Raw genomic sequence first — 17,394 nt, forward strand, 5'->3', positions numbered from 1 at the left:
AGATCGGGCCTTCCTCGGGCGCGCTTTTTGCCTCAGCCTGCGGCACTGGAAAAGGGCCGGAGCGGAACGATGGGCATTCTATCCCGAGCCGTGACAGGACTTGCGCTGCTGCTGGCGGCTGCTTTCGCTTCGCCTGCCCTCGCCCAGGCGAACGAGCCCGGTTGCCGGCCGGAAATGGCGAGCTCCCGCCTGCCGATCCAGCGCGCCAACCTCGGCAAGGACGAGGTAAGGCTCACCTTTGTTGGCCATGCCACCTTCCTGATCGAGACGGCCGGCGGCGTGAAGGTCGCGACCGACTACAACGACTATGTCCGCCCGCCGGTGACGCCCGACATCGCAACGATGAACAAGGCGCATTCGACGCATTATTCGCGAGCGCCCGATCCCGCCATCAAGCAGGTGCTGCCGGGCTGGGACCCGTCCGGCAAGGGCGCCGCCCGTCACGACGTCACGATGGGCGACATGCGCGTGCGCAATGTCCCGACCAATATCCGCACCTATGGCGGCGACACCGACTATGACGGCAACTCGATGTTCGTCTTCGAGATCGGCGAGCTCTGCATCGCCCATCTCGGCCATCTCCATCACCCGCTCGAGCCCGGCCATTTGCGGGCGCTCGGGCGTGTCGACATCGTGCTCTTCCCGGTCGACGGCAGCTATACGCTCGACCAGGAGGGCATGCTGGAGGTGCTGAAAGCCGTGCAGGCCCGGGTGATGATTCCCATGCACTTCTTCGGCGGCGGCACGCTAAACCGCTTCCTGGCGCGCTCGCAGGATCTCTGGCCGGTCGAGCGGCGCGAGCGGCCGGAGATCGTGCTGTCGAAGGCGAGCCTGCCGGCCAAGCCGACGATCATCGTCCTGCCCGGGCATTGAACACGTCGGCGCTCACGTATTCACCCCGCCATCGATCGCGATTCCGGCGCCGGTGATGAAGCGCCCCTCCTCGCTGGCGAGATAGGCGATCAGCCCGGCGATGTCCTCGGCCTTGCCGAAGCGCGCGATCGCCATGCGCAGGCGCTGCGCCTCAGCATGATCGCCATCGGCAGGGTTCATGTCGGTGTCGGTCGAGCCGGGATGGACGATGTTGACGGTGATGCCGCGTGGCCCGAGATCGCGAGCGAGGCCCTTGGTGAAGCCGATCAGCGCCGCCTTGCTCATCGCATAGAGCGCGATCCCGGGCTCCATCACGCGCTCGGCCAGGCACGAGCCGGTGGTGATGATCCGCCCGCCATCCGGCAGATGCCTGGCGGCCGCCTGCGAGGCGACGATCACCGCCCGGACATTGACGGCGATGACCTTGTCGATCTCGTCGAGGCCCCAGCTGCCGACCTCGCCATAATGCCAGATCCCGGCATTGTTCACGAGGATGTCGAGACCGCCAAGTTCGGCCACCGCCTTGTCGACGGCAGCCGTCAGCGCCGCCGGATCGGCACTGTCGGCCTGCAACACCACGGCCTTGCGGCCAAGCGCCCGAATCTGGTCCGCCACAGCCTCGGCCTTGTCGCGGGCGCGCTCATAGGTCAGCGTCACATCCGCCCCGTCCTGCGCCAATCTGAGCGCCGTTGCCGCGCCGATACCGCGGCTGCCGCCGGTCACGAGGGCCTTCTTGCCTGCCAGTTTCGTCATGCGTCACCATATCTGTAGTAATTGATACAAATATCGATGCCTCGCTTGCCCCGGAACGTCAAGCGATTTATTTATCGCTTGCTACAGAAAGGTAACAGCCATGGCCGAGCGAGGCCGCCCACGCACCTTCGACCGGGGAGAAGCCCTCCACCGAGCCATGCTGCTATTCTGGGAAAAGGGCTATCAGGGCACCTCGATGAGCGAGCTCACCGCGGCGATGGGCATCAACGCGCCCAGCCTCTACGCCTGCTTCGGCAGCAAGGAGGCGCTCTATCGCGAAACGATGGCGCTCTACGACGACTACGAAGGCGGCGGCTTCGGCTCAGCACTCGCTGCCGCACCGGACGCACGCACGGCGATCGAGACCTATCTGATGGGGTCGGCCAAGCTCTTCACTCGCCCCGGCAAACCGGCAGGCTGCATGGTCGTGCTCTCCGTCATCCAGGCTGCTGGAGTGAGTGAGGAGGCCGCCTGCGAACTGCGCGACGCCCGCGCCGAGATGCAGAGGCTGCTGGAAGCCCGGTTGCAGGCCGAGGCCGCGAAAGGCGCGCTTCCCGCGTCGTGCGACATCTCAGCCATCGCGTCCTTTTACATCACGGTGCAGCAGGGCATGTCGATCCGCGCCCGTGACGGGGCGACCCGCGCCGAGCTTGAAGCCGTGGCGCGGGGGGCGATGGCGGCTTGGACCGGCCTGACCAGGGCCCGCACCTGACACCGCGGCAGCCCGAGGCATCTGCTTAACACCTTGCTCAGGCTGATCTGAGGTCCTGCTGTGCAGGACAGGTCCGTTCAGACACACTCATGCTGTGCAATGGAGCCTGGCATGATCCGTCGTCTCGCTGCAGCCGCCCTCGTCGCCGCTTTGCTGCCGGCGAGCGCCGAAGCCGCCAAGTTCCGCTCGGGCGGTAGCCGCTCGCACACGACCAACGCCAGCCAGCCCCATCGCGACGGCTCGCATGTCGTGGTGACGCCAACTTTGCGTAGCCGCCAGCCGGAAAACGCCGCCGCCATGCCCCAGCCTCTGCGTATCGCATCGCCAGCCTCGATCGCCACCGCTGAAACCGCCAATCTCCGCGGCACGCAGCCGGCAGAACCGCGCGTCTGGTGCCGCTCGCGAGTGGTCGCCGGCGGCTTCTGCGTGATGAACTGAGCGTTGCTCAGGCAGCGTCCGGCCTGTCTCCAACCTGCATCGCCCGCCAGCGCCCCGGGGACTGGCCATAGGCCTTACGGAAATGCCGGGTCATATGGCTCTGGTCGGCAAAACCGCTCGCCGCAGCCGCCTCGGCCAAGGCCTCGCCCTGGCGGATCAGCAATCGCGCCCGTTCGAGCCGGCGCATCACCAGGTAGTGATGCGGGCTGGTGCCGTAGCGGCGTCGGAACTGCCGCGCCAGCGCATAGCGGTCGAGCCCGGTGATCGCCTCCAGCATGCTGGAGTCGATCGCTTCGTCACGGCTCTCGCTGAGGAAATCGCGGGCCCGTTCGCAGGCCTGCATCGCCGGCTTCTCGGCACCCTCAAGCGCGCAGGACGGATCGAGCCTGAGCAGCGCCTCGGCCAGCGCCTCGACAGCCGCATCGCGCTCCAGTGGCTCCAGCCCATGCTCGACATCGCCGAGCAGGCCGACCAGCGCCCGCATCAGGCTGCCGTCGCGGCAGACGGCATTGCCGATGAACGGCATCGCGCCGGCGCGCCCGGCGAGCGCCGCCATGATCAGCCCGGGCTCGACATAGGCCATGCGGTAGCGGAAGCCGTCCTCGATCCCGGCCCGGCCGTTGTGCAGTTCGTCCGGGTGCAGCACGATCAGGTCGCCCGGCGTCGAATCCCGCTGCGCGCCGCGATAATCGAAGCTCTGCACGCCGCTGACCGTGTAGCCGATCGCATAGGTGTCGTGCCGGTGCGTGTCATAGGCATGGCCGCTGAAGAAGGCCTCGATCCGCTCGAGGCCCTCCCCGTCCGGCGCGGTGCGGATCCAGTCGCCGGGCGAGGCGAGCGCGCACGAACGTTCAAGACCCGCCGGGCTGGCGGGCTCTAACGCTATCGGCATGCGCTTCGACACCAAGATTGCCATCATCGTCCATGAAGAGCTCGCCGCCTGGCAGAAGCTCAACGTCACCGCCTTCCTCGCCGGCGGACTGGTCGCCGCCGCACCGGACCTCGGCGGCCAAGCTTACCGCGACGGCTCGGGCAAGGTCTACGGCCCGCTGGTGCGCCAGCCTATCCTGATCTTCGCCGCGACCTCCGCCGACCTCACTCGCGTCCTGCGCCGGGCGGGCGAAGCTGGGCTGACGCCCTCGCTTTACACCCGGGAACTGTTCGCGACCGGCCATGACGAGGCCAATCGCGCCGCGGTCGAGGCTGTCGCGACCGAGGCGCTCGACCTTGTCGGCATCGCCCTGCATGGCGAGCGCAAGGCGGTCGACAAGGCGATCAAGGGGCTGAAGCTGCATCCGTAGAGCGGCGGCAGTACCTCTGCCTTTGCGCGAGGGTTAGGATGAGGGGGGGGCGCGCTGACCTCTCCGTCATGCTCGCCCTTGTGGCGAGCATCCACGTCTTGAACACCGCATTGCACGAAGGAAGACGTGGCTGGTCGGGACAAGCCCGATCATGACGCGGGAAGGCCGCCGCCTCAGCCCGTCTGCGCCAGCCGCCCCTCCAGCGGATAAGCCGGATCGCTGTAACCCGGCGTCGAGGGATGGCCCGCCGGCACCAGGCTATCGACAAGCGCTTCGTCCTCGGCGGTGAAATCGGCCGAGAGCGCCGAGAGATAGCCCTGCCATTGCTCCATAGTGCGCGGCCCGGCCACGGCCGCAGTCAGCAGCTTGTTGTTCAGCACCCAGCGGACCGCGAACTGCACCGGCGTCAGGCCGCGCGCCGCCGCATGGTCTCGGATCGTGCGGGCGATGACCAGCGATTCCTCGCGCCATTCCGTCTGCATCAGCCGCTTGTCGGCGCGCCCTGCCCGCGTGCCTTCCGGCGGCACCTGGCCGGGCTCGTATTTCGCCGTCAGCACACCGCGCGCCAGCGGCGAATAGCTGGCGACGCCGAGGCCGTAATAGCCACAGGCCGGCAGGTGCTCGACCTCGGGCATGCGGTTCATCGCGTTGTAATAGGGCTGGCTGACCACCGGGCGGTCGATGCCGAGTTCGTCGCAGAGCCGGCAGATCTCGGCGACGCGCCAGCCGCGATAATTGGAGACACCGAAATAGCGGATCTTGCCGGCCCGCACGAGGTCGGCGATCGCCCGGATCGTCTCGGCGAGCGGCGTCGCATGGTCTTCCTTGTGCAGGTAGTAGATGTCGATGAAATCGGTGCCGAGCCGCTTCAGGCTGGCGTCGCAGGCATCGAGCAGCCATTTGCGCGAGAGTCCGCGCTGGTTCGGCCCCTCGCCCATCGCATTCGCCGCCTTGGTCGCCAGCACCCAGTCGTGGCGGTTGCCGGCGATGGCGCGGCCGGTGATCTCCTCCGAGCGCCCCTCGGCATAGACGTCGGCGGTGTCGATGAAGTTGATCCCGGCGGCCGCGGCATTGTCGATGATCGCCCGCGCATCGGCCTCGTCCGTCTGCGCCCCGAACATCATCGTGCCCAGGCACAGCGGCGAGACCTTGAGGCCGGAGCGGCCGAGCGCGCGATAATCCATGACGATCTCTCCAGAATGGGTGGGCAACCTGCCGCAGGGCCGGCGCCCGCACCAGCCCAGCTGACGCAACGCTGCCCGGCGCAAGAGAATCCTTAACATTTCGTGCCAGCCTGCGCGGATGGCAGCCATCCCGTCCGATCCGGCGCAGCTCGCGGCGCTCATCAAGAGCCAGAATCTCGCGACCCTGCTCGCGACGATGACCGGCAATGGCGGCCTTGCCGCGGGCAAGACGGTCGAGGCCAAACTCGTTGCGCTCGACAACGAGGGCAACGCCACGGCCCTGGTCAACGGCGTCAAGATCGCGCTCGTGCTTGCCGGCCCCGAGGCCAAACAGGCGGCACTTCAGCCGGGCGCCGCGCTGATGCTCAAGCTCGCCGCCCCCGAGCAGCCTGGCGGGCCGCTGCAGGCGACGCTGGTCGGCATCCGCCCGGCGCAGGCGGGCAGCGCCAATATTCCGACGACGCCCGCACAACAGGCGGCCGGCACCGCGCCCCCGGCGCCACAGCCGATGCCGGCGACGCCCACCACGATCGCATCCCCGGGCGGTTCGCCGCCGTCGACGATTCCGACCGCTCTGCCTGCAACCGCCACCGCCCTGCAGGCCGGCCGCACGCTTCCCGCAGCGGCAGCCGCCGCACCGATCGTCCCCCAGCCTGCCCCCGTTGCTCCGCGCGCGATCGCTGGCCCCCTGCTCGGCGCGGCGCTCGGGCGGCAGGACAGCCTCGCCCCGCTCTTCGCCAATCTCGGCAGCCTGGCGCAGGGTACGGTCGCTCTGACCTTGCCCAAGCCGCTGATGGCGCTCGTCGACCAGATCCTCGCTCAGCGCTTGCCCGTAGCCGAGACCAGGCCCGTCACGGCCGAGGCGCTGAAGGCCGCCGTCGCCCGCTCCGGTGTCTTCCTCGAAGCCAGGCAGGCGGCCGGAGAGGCGCCGACGCCGCAGACCGACCTCAAGGCGGCCTTGCAGAGCCTGCGCGACCTGCTGAAACCGGCGGTCGAAGGCACGCCGACCGCACGGCTGCCGCTCCCCGGCGAGCCCGCGAACGAAACTGCGCCGCAGCCCGGGCGCCCGGCCGTGCGCAGCACGCCAGAGCAGGACGCGGCCGCCTCGACGCCGGCCAAGGCCCGTCCGGCGCCGCCACGCGACGGCCTGCTGACGCCGCAACCGGCCAGCGAGCCGAGCCTCAACAACGCCGCCCGGCCGGCCATGATCGCGCAGACCTTGTTCGGCCAGGCGGAAGCGGCGCTCGATCGCATCGCGCTCGCCCAGTACGCCTCGCTGCCGCAGGAGGCCGCGCGCCTCGACCAGCAACCGCCGGCGCGCTGGCTCACCGAGATCCCGCTGGCCTTGCCGAACGGCACCGCCGTGCTGCCACTCGAGATCGAGCGCGACCCGCCGCAATCGGGCTCCGCCGCGCCCGACGCACCGCTCTGGCGCGTGCGCTTCGCGCTCGACGTCGAGCCGCTCGGGGCGCTGCAGGGCGTGGTGACCTTGCAGGGCCGCGCCATCGGCGTCTCGTTCTGGGCCGAGCGCGAGGATACCAGCCGCCTGTTGCGCCAGGCGACGCCGGATCTGGAGACTTCTCTGCTCCGATCTCGCTTCGACAGCGCCGAGTTCGAGGTCTTCACGGGCCATCCGCAGCAGGCCAAGGCGGCGGCCGGCCAGTTCCTGGACCGCCGCTCATGAGCCAATCGCAGCCCCTACCGCTCGCCGTCGCGCTGGAATATGACGGCCAGGGCGCGCCGCGCGTCACCGCCAAGGGCCATGGCGTCGTCGCCGAAAAGATCATCGAGACCGCGCGCGAACACGACATCGCGATCGAGCAGAACGCAATGCTGGCGCAGGCACTCTCGGCCGTCGAGCTCGAAGACAGCATCCCCGAGGAGCTCTATCTCGCCACCGCGCAGGTGATCGCCTTCGTGCTCGGCCTGCGCCGCCGCGGTGGCCCATCGCTCCCATGACCGCTCCGATCGCGGTCCGCCGCCTGCCGGCCGGGACCTATGGCGCAGCTTACGCCGAGGCCTTCGTCGATCTCTGCCGGCGCGCCGAGGCGCCCAATCTGCATCTGGCTCCGGCGGCCGTCGCGGCGGCGATGAGCTTCGGCATAGCGAGCGACGACATCGTCGTGCTCGCGGCACAGGAGCAAGACGACGAACGCCTGCTCGGCCTCTGGGCGCTGCGCCGGACGCGCGACCTTCAAAGCGGTCTGGCGGCGGTCCTCAGAGCGCCGCTGATGCCGCTCTACGAGGTCTCATCGGCTCCGGTGCTCGATCGCGACCGCGCTGGCGATGTCGCTGTTGCGCTTCTCGCAGCCATCATCGAGGCGGCCGATTTGCCGAAGGTGCTGAAGCTGCCTCTGCTTCCCCTGAAAAGCAGTGTCTTCGTCGCTCTTGAAGCCGCGCTGATGGCGACCGGCGGGAGCATCGCGACCTTCGAACTCTGGCAGCGGCCGATGCTGGTCCCCGAGCCCGGTGACGATGCCGAGCGCTATCTGCGCCGCGCCCTCGGCCAGGGCTACAAGAAACGGATGCAGCAGCATCGCCAGCTGGAGAGGGCCGGCGCGCTCGCCTATCAGCGCCATCGCGGCGCTGATGCCATCACCGCCTTGGAAGCGTTCCTGACGCTCGAAGCCGCCGGCTGGAAAGGCCGCAGCGGGACCGCCCTCGCCAGCCTGCCGCAGCATGGCGCCTATATCCGCGAGCTCATCCGGAACCTCGCCGCAACCGACGCCGCCCGCATCGACCTGCTCCGGCTCGATGGCGTCCCGATCGCCGGCGGCCTGCTGCTCGACCTCGCCGGCCAATCGCATTTCCTCAAGATCGCCTATGACGAGGGCAAGGCTCGGCTCTCGCCCGGCCGGGCGCTCGCGATCGAGATGCTCCGGGCCGATTTTGCCACCGGCCGTCCTTTCCGGCTCGACAGCGGTGCCGGCGACCGGATCGATCCGTCAGCCTATCCCTGGGGCGAGCGGCAGGAGATGGCCAACACGATCGTCGCGCTCGCCGACAGCTCCGCCGCCCTGCCCCGGCTCGCCGCGGCCGCACGCATGCGGCTGCGAGGCTGGCGCGACCGCAGCCCGCGTTGACCGAGACGGCAAGCTGCTCGATAGACGTTTGGACGAAACGCCGCGTCTGGCGCGAGGAGGATCATGCGCGTTCTGGTGACGGGGGCTGCCGGCTTCATCGGCAATGAGACAGCCCGGGTTCTGCTCGAACGCGGTGACGAGGTCGTCGGCATCGACAATCTCAACGACTACTATGATCCCGCCTTGAAGCAGGCGCGCCTCGCCCGCCTCGACGGCCATAACCGCTTCAGCTTCGAACGGCTCGACCTCGCCGATCGCGACGGCATGGCCCGGCTCTTCGCGGAAGGGCGTTTCGAGCGCGTCGTCCATCTCGGCGCCCAGGCCGGCGTGCGCTTCTCGATCGAGAATCCGCAGGCCTATCTCGATTCCAACCTCACCGGCTTCGGCCATGTGCTCGAGGGCTGCCGCCGGGGCGGTGTCGCGCACCTCGTCTACGCCTCCTCCAGCTCGGTCTACGGCGCCAACACCCGCACGCCCTTCCGCGTCGAGGACAATGTCGACCACCCCGTCAGCCTCTACGCCGCGACCAAGAAGGCGAACGAGGGCATGGCCCATGCCTACAGCCATCTCTACGGCTTGCCGACCACGGGCCTGCGCTTCTTCACCGTCTATGGCCCCTGGGGCCGGCCCGACATGGCGCCGATGATCTTCACGAAGAAGATCCTCGCCGGCGAGCCGATCGAGGTCTTCAACGAAGGCAGGCATGAGCGGGACTTCACCTATGTCGACGATATCGTCGAGGGCGTGGTGCGCGTACTCGATCAGGTCGCTGCGCCCGATCCCGCCTGGTCGAGCGACGAGCCCGGCCCCGCCACCTCCTCGGCACCCTGGCGGCTCTACAATATCGGCAATTCCGATCCGGTGCCGCTGATGCAGTTCATCGCCACGATCGAGCAGGCGCTCGGCAGGAAGGCGGTGATGGAGATGAAGCCGCGCCAGCCCGGCGACGTCCTGCGCACCGCGGCCGACGTCTCGGCGCTGGAGGCGGCCGTCGGCTTCCGCCCGCACACCCCGCTCGCCGAGGGCATCGGCCGGATGGTGCGCTGGTACCGCGACTTCTATCGGGTTTGAGGACTGGTCATGGCTGCCCCCGCGAAGATCGGCATCGTCACCATCTCCGACCGCGCCTCGGCCGGCGTCTATGCCGATGAGGGCGGCCCGGCGATCCTCGATTATTTCAGCAAGGCGCTCACCAGCCCCTGGCAGGCGATCACGCGCATCATCCCCGACGAGCGCGCCGGCATCGCCCAGACGCTGGTCGAGCTCGCCGACAAGGAAGGCTGCTGCCTGATCGTCACGACGGGCGGCACCGGCCCGGCCCCGCGCGACGTCACGCCGGAGGCGACGCAGGACGTGATCGAGAAGCTGATGCCCGGCTTCGGCGAGCTTATGCGCCAGGTCAGCCTGACCAAGGTCCCGACCGCGATCCTCTCGCGCCAGCTCGCCGGCATCCGCGGCAAGTCGCTGATCGTCAACCTGCCCGGCCGGCCGCGCGCCATCGCCGAATGCCTCGACGCGGTGATGCCGGCGATCCCCTACTGCATCGACCTGATCGAGGGCCCCTATCTGGAAACCGATCCGGCCGTGATCGTGGCGTTCCGGCCGGGGCAGAAGCCGAAAGGGTGAACAATACCTCGACCGATACCACCCGCCTCTCCTTATGAGCGTTTATCGGATGGTAGCTTCGCTGCTGTAGGACTAGGGGACCAGTTTCCGCCGGAAAACCGATATGGTTGCAAAGATCGTTCCCCTCATCATGGCCGGCGGCTCCGGCACCCGCTTGTGGCCGCTGTCGCGCGACACCATGCCGAAGCAGTTCATCGCGCTGCTGGAGGACGGCCTCTCGACCTTCCAGGCGACGCTGCAGCGCCTCGTCGATCCGGCCTTCGGCGCGCCGATCGTCATCACCAACAACGATTTCCGCTTCATCGTCGCCGAGCAGATGCTGGCGCTCGGCATCAAGGGCGAGATCGTGCTGGAGCCCGAGCGGCGCGATTCCGCCGCGGCCATCGCGGTCGGCACGGTCATGGCCGGCAGGCGCGATCCCGAGGCCGTCTGCATCGCGCTCGCCTCCGACCATGTCGTCGGCGATGCCGAAGCCTTCCGCGAGGACTGCAAGCGCGCGGCGAAGCTGGCCGCGACCGGGCTGATCATGACGCTCGGCATCAAGCCGACGCATCCTTCGACCGCCTATGGCTATCTCGCCCCCGGCGAGGCCCTGCCCGAGTCAGGCGCCAATCGCCTCTCGCGCTTCGTCGAGAAGCCGAAGCGCGATGTCGCCGAAACATACGTCGCCGAAGGCTATCTCTGGAACAGCGGCAATTTCCTGTTCTCGGCCAAGACCATGCGCGACGAGCTCTCGCGCCATGCGCCGGACGTGCTCTCCGCCGCAGAGGCCGCGGTCGACAAGGCGAGCCGCGATCTCGACTTCCTGCGACTCGATCCGGAGAGCTTCGGCAAGGCCACCAAGATCTCGATCGACTATGCCGTGATGGAACGCACCGCCCATGCCGGCATGCTCGCCGCCTCCTTCGACTGGTCGGATGTCGGCTCCTGGGATTCGATCCACGCGATCAAGCCGCAGGACGGCGACGGCAACGTGCTGGAGGGGCCGGCGGTCGCGCTCGACACCCGCCGCTCGCTGATCCGCAGCGAGGAGGTGCTGACCACCGTGGTCGGGCTCGACGACGTCGTCGTGGTCTCGACCCGCGACGCCGTGCTGGTCGCCTCGATGGCGGCAGCCGGCAAGGTCAAGACCCTGGTCGAGCAGATGAAGGCCGAGGGGCGCCCCGAGGCCAGCGAGCATCTGCGCATCTACCGGCCCTGGGGCTGGTATCAGCGCATCGACATCGGCGCCCGCTTCCAGGTCAAGCACATCCACGTCAAGGAAGGCGGCCAGCTCAGCCTGCAGAAGCATTTCCACCGCGCCGAGCACTGGGTCGTGGTCCGCGGCACCGCCGAGGTCACGCTCGACGGCACGGTCCGCTTCGTCCACGAGAACGAGTCGGTCTATCTGCCGATCGGCTGCACGCACCGGCTGAAGAATCCCGGCAAGATAGGGCTGGAGCTGATCGAGGTCCAGGTCGGCAGCTATACCGGCGAGGACGACATCGTCCGCATCGAGGACATCTACGCGCGCAGCTGAGGGTAGACGCAGCGACGTGATATCCGCTCGTCATGCTCGCCCTTGTGGCGAGCATCCACGTCTTGAACACAGCACTCGACGAAAGAAGAGGTGGATGGTCGGGACAAGCCCGACCATGACGGCGTAGGTGGCCTTTCGGCTCAAGCCTTCGCCAACTCCTGCCCGATCGCCCGGATCAGCTCCGGGGAGAGCGGGTCCATCCGCGAGCTGAAGCTGCCGACGAGGCTGCCGTCGCGGCCGATCAGGTATTTGTGGAAGTTCCAGCTCGGCAATTCGCTCGGGCGCTGGTTCGCCGCCCAGCGATAGAACGGATGCGCATCCGGCCCACGCACCACGTTCTTCTGCGTGATCGGATAGTTCGCGCCATGGCTCTGGCGGACCGCCTCGGCGATCGCCGCGCCGTCGAGCGGCTCCTGCCCGCCGAAATCGTTGCTCGGCACCGCGATCAGGACGAGGCCGCGCTCGCGATAGCGCTCCCAGAGCTGCTCCAGCCCCGCGAACTGCCCGGCAAGTCCACATTGCGTCGCGGTATTGACGATCAGGATCGGCTTGCCGCGATAGGCCGAAAGCGGGATGCGCCCGCCTTCCGCCCGGTCGAAGCTGAAGGCATAGGCATTGCCCTCTCCCTGCGCAGCGAGCGCCGGGGCAGCCGGTGCGAGCGCAAGCAAGGCGAGGATCTGGCGGCGATGGAAGCGCATGGGCAAGCTCCGCGATGCTGCGAGGCTAAGGCCGGCAGAGCCTACTCGCAAAGTAAGATATCCGCGAGCGAAAACGAAAAACGCCCCGGCGCGGGCCGGGGCGTCGATCATTCGCCAAGGCCGCCGGCTTCTCAGCAGGCGAGCACCTTCTTCACGCGCACCTCGAGATCGCGCAGCTCATAGGGCTTCACGACATAATGGTCGGCGCCGTTGCTGGTCGCCTCGTCCATCTTGTCGACCGAGCGTTCCGAGGTCGCCATGATGATCTTGATCTGGTTGAGCTCCGGCACCGAGCGGATGGCACGCAGGAGGTCGATGCCGCTCATCCCGTCCATGTTCCAGTCGAGCAGCAGCAGATCGTAGCGCTTGGTCTGCATCTTCATCAGGGCCTCGCGGGCGTTCTCCGCCTCGTCGATGTCCTGGAACTCGATCTGCTTGAGGAAATAGGTGGCAAGGCCGCGCATGCTCTTCTGGTCGTCGACCACGAGGATGCGGTAGTCGCTTCTCGCCTTTGACATGGCACTCTCCTTACGGCTTCTGGCCGAAAAGTGGAGTCCACTTTTCGGAAGAATCCGATGCGATAACAATGCGATAGATCGTCGTGACCGCGTCCGTTCGGACGCGCGATGATCTATGCGGTGCGCTGCTGCGGGCGTTCGCCCAGCAGCCCCGCGATGGCGCCTCCGATCTGGTCGAGCGGTACGACCCGGTCGGCGGCGCCCAACTCGAACGCGGCTTTCGGCATCCCGTTTACCACACAGGTCTCGCCACTTTGGATTAACGTGGCGGCGCCGGCTTTGCGCATGGCTAACAAACCGTCAGCGCCATCGCGACCCATGCCGGTGAGCAGGACGCCGATCGCATGGCTGCCGAGCGCGCGGGCGACCGAATGGAACATCACGTCGACCGAGGGACAGTGCCCGCTGACCAGTGGCGCTTCCTTGAGATGGCAGATGAGTTCGCCGCGGCGCTCCTCGATCTCGAGATGTTTCGTTCCACCCGGCGCGACCACCGCCATGCCCGGCCGCAGCCGGTCGCCATCGGCGGCCTCGCGCACGTCGAGCCCGGTCGCGGCCGAGAGCCGCGCCGCGAACTTGGCCGTGTAGCCGGCCGGCATGTGCTGGACCACGGCGATCGGCAGGCGCAGATGCGCGGCGTCGCGCATCACCGTCTGCACCGCCGGCACGCCGCCGGTCGAGGCGCCGATCGCGATCAGCGAGACCTTGCCATGCGCGGCGGGAGCAGGCGCGGCCAGCGGCCGGACCGGCGCAGCCATAGCCGGCCGTTGCTGGGCGGCAAGCTCCTTGGCGGCGGCGAGCATGCGCCGGCTGGCCGAGGCGCGCTGCAGCGCCGCGGCGACATGCTTCATGAAGCCTTCGAGCGTGTGTGTCGCCCCGTCCGGCTTCTCGATAAAATCAATGGCGCCGAGCTCCAGCGCCTGGATGGTGTTGTCTGCGCCAGGCCCGCCGAAGGCCGAGACGATCAGAACCGGCAGGGGGTCCTGCTTCAGCACCCGCGCCAGCAGCTTGAGCCCGTGCCTTCCGGGCAGCTCGAGATCGAGTGTCAGGATGTCCGGGCGCAGCTCCTGGATCGCGTCCCAGCCTTCCTCGGCGCTGCCGGCGACGCCGATCACCTGGAAGCCGGGCGTCGAGTTGATGATCTGCGTCATCAGCTTCTGCATCAGCACGGAATCGTCGACGACGAGGACCTTTACCGGGCCGGCGGACGAGGTCAGCGGACTCATCACCAGATCTCCACTTCGCCAGCCACCGGCTGGGTCTTGAGACGGTTGAGGTAGGCGATTTCCTGCTCGCGCTCAGGATCGCGCGCGGCCTGCTGGACGTGCTGGACCCAAGCGCGCCCGGTCGCGGGCTGGTAGTGGATGCGGCGCGAACGTGTGCCGCCGACATCCCTCGATACCACTGGAATCCCCTCGCGGGCGAGGAACTCGTTGACGAAGGTGATGTTGCCCTCGCCGATCGCCAGCATGGTGGCGCCCGAAAGCACGCGCGCCCCGCCGAAGACCTTGGCTTCGAGCTGGCTGCGCCGGGCCCCGCGCTTCATCAGCCCGTTGATCAGCACCTCCATGGCGGTGTCGCCATAGCGCTCGCCGGCGCTGGCGTCGGTGCCGCCATTGTTCTTCGGCAGCAGGAAATGATTGAGTCCGCCGACGCCGATTTGCGGGTCGCGCATGCAGACCGAGACGCAGGAGCCGAGCACGGTGGCGACGATCTCGTCCTTGGCCGAGGTGATCTCATGCTCGCCCGGCGCGACCGTGATGATGGTCGCTTCGAAGCGCGGATCGAAATAGCGCCGTGAGGATCGGTTCAGGCTCATGGCGTGCGCTCGTAGATGGTGCGGCCGATCAGCCTGAGCTGGGGATGCGGCTGCGGCAGGGATTCGGAGTGGCCGAGATAGAGGAAGCCGCCGGGCTGCAGCAAAGCGACATAGCGGTCGAGGATCGCGGCCTTGGTCGGCGTGTCGAAGTAGATGAAGACGTTGCGGCAGAAGATCACGTCGAACGGCCCCTTCATCGGCCAGCGCTCGATCAGGTTGAGCCGCTTGAAGGCGATCAGCCGCTTCAGGTCCTCGGCGATGCGGGCTTCGCCGCGGGAGCTCTGGCCTTCCAGCCTGAGCAGCGGGCGCAGGTCCGGCGGCAGCCGGTCGAACTGCTCGGCGGGATACTGTCCGGCCGCCGCCCGGTCGAGGATGTCGGTGTCGATGTCGGTCGCCAGAATCTTGAAGTCGAGGTCGCTGCGATGGCCGATCACGTCGCGCGAGATCGCCGCGGCGCTGTAGGGCTCCTCGCCCGAGGAGCAGGCCGCCGACCAGATCCGGATGCGCCCGCGCCGCCCTGCCCGCTCCTGGACCAGGCGCGGCAGCACGTCCTTGCGCAGATGGTCGAAATGATGACGCTCGCGAAAGAAGGCGGTGTGGTTGGTGGTGACCGCGTTGATCAGCTCGGGGATCTCGTCGACTGCGGCGGCTGTGCGCAGATAGGCGCAATATTCGGCGATCGAGTTGAGGCCGAGCACCTTGACGCGCCGCGCCAGCCGCCCGCGCGCCATCGCCTCCTTGTGCTCGCGGATGACGATGCCGGCATGCTCGTAGACGAGCTTGGCCACCAGGGCCATGTCGTCCCGGCTGAGCGTCGTGTCCGACTGGACGGGTTGCGGCGCAAGCATGCTCATGCCCTGCAAAACCAATTAGTGCTCGGCCCACTCATCCATCCGGCCGCCGCCGGCGATGCGGCGGCGCGGAAGGACGGGGCGGGTTTCGGTTGAACGATGATGGTCCTGACGGGCCGGCACGCGGCGCGGCTCGCTGGGTGACAGTGCGGGCAGTGGCCGGGCATGGGCCGTCGGCCGCTCGAGGCGGAAGACGTCGGCGAGCTCGCGCAGCGCCTGCGTCTGTTCGGCAAGGCTCGCGGCCGCGCCGGCGCTCTGCTCGGCCAGTGCCGCGTTCTGCTGCGTCGCCTCGTCCATCGCCGCGACGGAGCGGCTCATCGCGGCGATGTCGCCGGCCTGCCCGGCGCTCGCCTGCGAGATCTCCGACACGGTCGCCGAGACCTGCTCGACCGCCGTGACGATCTTGCCGAGCGTCTCGCCGGTCCGGCGCACCAGCCGCACGCCTTCGGCGACCTGCGCATTGGAGTTGGCGATCACGCCCTTGATGTCCTTGGCAGCCGTCGCCGAGCGCTGCGCCAAAGTGCGCACTTCGGATGCGACGACCGCGAAGCCCTTCCCGGCCTCACCGGCGCGGGCAGCCTCGACCGCGGCATTCAGCGCCAGAAGGTTGGTCTGGAAGGCGATGCCGTCGATCACGGTGACGATCTCGGCGATGCGCGCCGATGACTCCTCCATTCGCCCGATCGCCGCGATCGTCTCGGCCACGGCCTGCTGACCGCTGCCTGCAACCGACATCGCCTCGTCCGCGAGCTCGGTCGCGGCGCGCGAGCGACTGGCGCTCCCGGTGATCGAGGCCGCGAGCTGAGCGGTGGTCTGTGCCGTCTCTTCCAGGCCGGCGGCCGACTGTTCGGTACGTCCGGCAAGATCGACCGCCCCCGCCTTGATCTCGACCGCTGTCGCCGCGACATGGGCCGCCGCCAGCTGGATGCCGGAGACGGTCTGCGTCAGCCGCGCCAAGGTCTGGTTGAGCCCGGCTTTCAGTTCGCCGAGCCGCCCGTCATAGGCCCCGTCGATGCGACCGGTCAGGTCGCCTTCGCTGAGACCAGCCAGCACGGTGGCGAACTCGTCGGTGGCGGCCTCGACGATCGCATTGATCTCGTTGACGCCGGTGGCAATGCGCTGCAGCGCCTCGGGCTTGCCGGCGAGCGGCACGCGCCGCGAGAAGTCGCCCTCCGCCGCGGCGGCAACCACGGCCGCGACCTCGTCGGCGGCCCGCATTTCTTCGGTCAGCTCGCGCCACTCGATCGTCGAGCCCAGCCTCTGGCCATCGGGCTGCGTCGTGACGGTCAGCGTCAGCGCGACCATGCGCTTCCCGAGCGCGACACGCATGCTGCGCGCCTCGGGGACGCCTTGCGGGCCGGCGAACAGCTCCAGCACCTTGCCGAGCATGTCCTTGGCCGAAACGCCCGGAAAGGCGGCGCGAAAATCCTCCTGCGCCCCGCTGAAGAAGGCGAGCAGCGACTTGTTGACGTAGACGACCTGGCCTTTCGCGTCACAGACCATGACGGCGGTGCGGCAGCCATCGAGCGCGGCCTTGATCCGCGCTGCCTCGACCGAGCTTTCCTGGACCTGGCGCAGCGCCCGCGAGAGCTCGCCGATCTCGTCGCGGCGGTCGAGTTCCGGTACGGCGCCGGGCGCGCCTTCCGAGAGCCTCTCCATGCCCTCGCGTAGCGCGGTGACCGGCCGGGCCAGCGAACGGGCCGCGAGCCAGCCGAAGCCGGCGGCGAGAGCGACACCGGCGACGCCGAACGACAAGGCTGTGCCGGCAAAGCCCGACAGCGCCGCTTCGACCTGCTGGCTGGACAGGCCGAGGGCGCCGAGCCGGGCGCTTGCGCTCTGCTGGACCGCATAAGCGACGAGCGCGCTCGAAACGGCAGCGCCGCCGGCGAACAGTGCCGGCAGCTTGACCGAGAGTTTCGAGAAGGCGCCCAGCTGAGTCATCGGCTCTTTTTGTCTCTCAGGCGGTCCTGATCATCATTCGGCATTCCGGCTGGGCGCCACCGGGCAAGGCCGATCGAC

The 17,394-nt window shown here is 68.4% G+C and carries 19 protein-coding genes; 10 read left to right on the forward strand and 9 right to left on the reverse strand.

Translation table 11 applies throughout. The annotated features are described in order from the left end of the window. Nucleotides 1–69: 69 nt before the first annotated feature. Entirely contained in the window at nucleotides 70–873 is an 804-nt protein-coding gene (locus BMZ69_RS07060; protein WP_092155879.1) for an MBL fold metallo-hydrolase, read from the forward strand. Between the two features lie 12 nt (nucleotides 874–885). Here the strand turns inward: BMZ69_RS07060 and BMZ69_RS07065 are convergent, their stop codons facing one another. After that, a complete protein-coding gene (locus BMZ69_RS07065; protein ID WP_092155880.1) occupies nucleotides 886–1,626 on the reverse strand; it encodes an SDR family NAD(P)-dependent oxidoreductase in 741 nt (246 codons plus the stop codon). Nucleotides 1,627–1,726: 100 nt separating this feature from the next. Between BMZ69_RS07065 and BMZ69_RS07070 the strand changes: the two genes are divergently transcribed. Further along, nucleotides 1,727–2,338, forward strand: coding sequence for a TetR/AcrR family transcriptional regulator (locus tag BMZ69_RS07070; RefSeq protein WP_092155881.1), 612 nt, complete (start codon nucleotides 1,727–1,729; stop codon nucleotides 2,336–2,338). A gap of 111 nt (nucleotides 2,339–2,449) precedes the next feature. Then, nucleotides 2,450–2,776 (forward strand): hypothetical protein, encoded by a 327-nt coding sequence (locus BMZ69_RS07075; RefSeq protein WP_092155882.1) that lies wholly within the window; start codon nucleotides 2,450–2,452, stop codon nucleotides 2,774–2,776. A 7-nt stretch (nucleotides 2,777–2,783) separates the two neighbouring features. Here BMZ69_RS07075 and BMZ69_RS07080 read toward each other — a convergent pair whose 3' ends face one another. After that, a complete protein-coding gene (locus BMZ69_RS07080) occupies nucleotides 2,784–3,668 on the reverse strand; it encodes an AraC family transcriptional regulator (protein WP_092156133.1) in 885 nt (294 codons plus the stop codon). Between BMZ69_RS07080 and BMZ69_RS07085 the strand changes: the two genes are divergently transcribed. Continuing rightward, on the forward strand, nucleotides 3,667–4,077 hold the full coding sequence (locus BMZ69_RS07085) for a DUF2000 family protein (protein WP_092155883.1): 411 nt from the start codon (nucleotides 3,667–3,669) through the stop codon (nucleotides 4,075–4,077). The genes BMZ69_RS07080 and BMZ69_RS07085 overlap by 2 nt on opposite strands. 173 nt (nucleotides 4,078–4,250) lie before the next feature. Here BMZ69_RS07085 and BMZ69_RS07090 read toward each other — a convergent pair whose 3' ends face one another. Continuing rightward, complete coding sequence (locus BMZ69_RS07090; protein WP_092155884.1) at nucleotides 4,251–5,261, reverse strand: aldo/keto reductase; 1,011 nt, start codon at nucleotides 5,259–5,261, stop codon at nucleotides 4,251–4,253. Between the two features lie 118 nt (nucleotides 5,262–5,379). On the opposite strand from BMZ69_RS07090, the gene BMZ69_RS07095 reads away from it, so the two are divergent. The 6 genes from BMZ69_RS07095 (at nucleotide 5,380) to BMZ69_RS07120 (ending at nucleotide 11,489) form a co-directional block, all read left to right on the forward strand. Then, nucleotides 5,380–6,945, forward strand: a complete 1,566-nt coding sequence (locus BMZ69_RS07095; protein ID WP_092155885.1) for a flagellar hook-length control protein FliK — start codon at nucleotides 5,380–5,382, stop codon at nucleotides 6,943–6,945. Then, nucleotides 6,942–7,220, forward strand: a complete 279-nt coding sequence (locus BMZ69_RS07100) for an EscU/YscU/HrcU family type III secretion system export apparatus switch protein (protein ID WP_092155886.1) — start codon at nucleotides 6,942–6,944, stop codon at nucleotides 7,218–7,220. Before BMZ69_RS07095 ends, BMZ69_RS07100 begins: the two co-directional genes overlap by 4 nt. Then, complete coding sequence (locus tag BMZ69_RS07105; RefSeq protein ID WP_092155887.1) at nucleotides 7,217–8,344, forward strand: GNAT family N-acetyltransferase; 1,128 nt, start codon at nucleotides 7,217–7,219, stop codon at nucleotides 8,342–8,344. The genes BMZ69_RS07100 and BMZ69_RS07105 overlap by 4 nt, the downstream gene beginning before the upstream one ends. Before the next feature lie 63 nt (nucleotides 8,345–8,407). Further along, on the forward strand, nucleotides 8,408–9,415 hold the full coding sequence (locus BMZ69_RS07110) for an NAD-dependent epimerase (protein ID WP_092155888.1): 1,008 nt from the start codon (nucleotides 8,408–8,410) through the stop codon (nucleotides 9,413–9,415). Between the two features lie 9 nt (nucleotides 9,416–9,424). Further along, nucleotides 9,425–9,970, forward strand: a complete 546-nt coding sequence (gene mog / locus BMZ69_RS07115) for a molybdopterin adenylyltransferase (RefSeq protein ID WP_092155889.1) — start codon at nucleotides 9,425–9,427, stop codon at nucleotides 9,968–9,970. Between the two features lie 103 nt (nucleotides 9,971–10,073). After that, nucleotides 10,074–11,489 (forward strand): mannose-1-phosphate guanylyltransferase/mannose-6-phosphate isomerase, encoded by a 1,416-nt coding sequence (locus tag BMZ69_RS07120; RefSeq protein ID WP_092155890.1) that lies wholly within the window; start codon nucleotides 10,074–10,076, stop codon nucleotides 11,487–11,489. A gap of 140 nt (nucleotides 11,490–11,629) precedes the next feature. Here BMZ69_RS07120 and BMZ69_RS07125 read toward each other — a convergent pair whose 3' ends face one another. The 6 genes from BMZ69_RS07125 to BMZ69_RS07150 form a co-directional block, all read right to left on the reverse strand. Continuing rightward, entirely contained in the window at nucleotides 11,630–12,187 is a 558-nt protein-coding gene (locus BMZ69_RS07125) for a glutathione peroxidase (RefSeq protein WP_092155891.1), read from the reverse strand. 131 nt (nucleotides 12,188–12,318) lie between these two features. Continuing rightward, entirely contained in the window at nucleotides 12,319–12,705 is a 387-nt protein-coding gene (locus BMZ69_RS07130) for a response regulator (RefSeq protein WP_057190857.1), read from the reverse strand. A 113-nt stretch (nucleotides 12,706–12,818) separates the two neighbouring features. Then, nucleotides 12,819–13,931, reverse strand: a complete 1,113-nt coding sequence (gene cheB, locus BMZ69_RS07135) for a chemotaxis-specific protein-glutamate methyltransferase CheB (RefSeq protein WP_092155892.1) — start codon at nucleotides 13,929–13,931, stop codon at nucleotides 12,819–12,821. Then, nucleotides 13,931–14,524, reverse strand: a complete 594-nt coding sequence (locus BMZ69_RS07140) for a hypothetical protein (RefSeq protein WP_092155893.1) — start codon at nucleotides 14,522–14,524, stop codon at nucleotides 13,931–13,933. The genes cheB and BMZ69_RS07140 overlap by 1 nt, the downstream gene beginning before the upstream one ends. Continuing rightward, nucleotides 14,521–15,378 (reverse strand): CheR family methyltransferase, encoded by an 858-nt coding sequence (locus BMZ69_RS07145; RefSeq protein ID WP_244543254.1) that lies wholly within the window; start codon nucleotides 15,376–15,378, stop codon nucleotides 14,521–14,523. Before BMZ69_RS07145 ends, BMZ69_RS07140 begins: the two co-directional genes overlap by 4 nt. Before the next feature lie 15 nt (nucleotides 15,379–15,393). After that, entirely contained in the window at nucleotides 15,394–17,316 is a 1,923-nt protein-coding gene (locus BMZ69_RS07150; RefSeq protein ID WP_092155894.1) for a methyl-accepting chemotaxis protein, read from the reverse strand. Between the last annotated feature and the right edge of the window lie 78 nt (nucleotides 17,317–17,394).

The organism is Allobosea sp. CRIB-10 (genome assembly GCF_900112185.1).
GTDB lineage: Bacteria > Pseudomonadota > Alphaproteobacteria > Rhizobiales > Beijerinckiaceae > Allobosea.

Excerpts from the sequence above, each read along its gene's own strand:
- BMZ69_RS07110 (WP_092155888.1), top strand. The coding sequence starts at position 8,408 with ATGCGCGTTCTGGTGACGGGGGCTGCCGGCTTCATCGGCAATGAGACA.
- BMZ69_RS07140 (WP_092155893.1), bottom strand. The coding sequence starts at position 14,524 with ATGAGCCTGAACCGATCCTCACGGCGCTATTTCGATCCGCGCTTCGAA.
- BMZ69_RS07080 (WP_092156133.1), bottom strand. The coding sequence starts at position 3,668 with ATGCCGATAGCGTTAGAGCCCGCCAGCCCGGCGGGTCTTGAACGTTCG.
- BMZ69_RS07150 (WP_092155894.1), bottom strand. The coding sequence starts at position 17,316 with ATGACTCAGCTGGGCGCCTTCTCGAAACTCTCGGTCAAGCTGCCGGCA.
- BMZ69_RS07085 (WP_092155883.1), top strand. The coding sequence starts at position 3,667 with ATGCGCTTCGACACCAAGATTGCCATCATCGTCCATGAAGAGCTCGCC.
- BMZ69_RS07130 (WP_057190857.1), bottom strand. The coding sequence starts at position 12,705 with ATGTCAAAGGCGAGAAGCGACTACCGCATCCTCGTGGTCGACGACCAG.
- BMZ69_RS07075 (WP_092155882.1), top strand. The coding sequence starts at position 2,450 with ATGATCCGTCGTCTCGCTGCAGCCGCCCTCGTCGCCGCTTTGCTGCCG.
- BMZ69_RS07095 (WP_092155885.1), top strand. The coding sequence starts at position 5,380 with ATGGCAGCCATCCCGTCCGATCCGGCGCAGCTCGCGGCGCTCATCAAG.
- BMZ69_RS07105 (WP_092155887.1), top strand. The coding sequence starts at position 7,217 with ATGACCGCTCCGATCGCGGTCCGCCGCCTGCCGGCCGGGACCTATGGC.
- BMZ69_RS07145 (WP_244543254.1), bottom strand. The coding sequence starts at position 15,378 with ATGAGCATGCTTGCGCCGCAACCCGTCCAGTCGGACACGACGCTCAGC.
- cheB (WP_092155892.1), bottom strand. The coding sequence starts at position 13,931 with ATGAGTCCGCTGACCTCGTCCGCCGGCCCGGTAAAGGTCCTCGTCGTC.
- BMZ69_RS07060 (WP_092155879.1), top strand. The coding sequence starts at position 70 with ATGGGCATTCTATCCCGAGCCGTGACAGGACTTGCGCTGCTGCTGGCG.
- BMZ69_RS07065 (WP_092155880.1), bottom strand. The coding sequence starts at position 1,626 with ATGACGAAACTGGCAGGCAAGAAGGCCCTCGTGACCGGCGGCAGCCGC.
- BMZ69_RS07090 (WP_092155884.1), bottom strand. The coding sequence starts at position 5,261 with ATGGATTATCGCGCGCTCGGCCGCTCCGGCCTCAAGGTCTCGCCGCTG.
- BMZ69_RS07120 (WP_092155890.1), top strand. The coding sequence starts at position 10,074 with ATGGTTGCAAAGATCGTTCCCCTCATCATGGCCGGCGGCTCCGGCACC.
- mog (WP_092155889.1), top strand. The coding sequence starts at position 9,425 with ATGGCTGCCCCCGCGAAGATCGGCATCGTCACCATCTCCGACCGCGCC.
- BMZ69_RS07125 (WP_092155891.1), bottom strand. The coding sequence starts at position 12,187 with ATGCGCTTCCATCGCCGCCAGATCCTCGCCTTGCTTGCGCTCGCACCG.
- BMZ69_RS07070 (WP_092155881.1), top strand. The coding sequence starts at position 1,727 with ATGGCCGAGCGAGGCCGCCCACGCACCTTCGACCGGGGAGAAGCCCTC.
- BMZ69_RS07100 (WP_092155886.1), top strand. The coding sequence starts at position 6,942 with ATGAGCCAATCGCAGCCCCTACCGCTCGCCGTCGCGCTGGAATATGAC.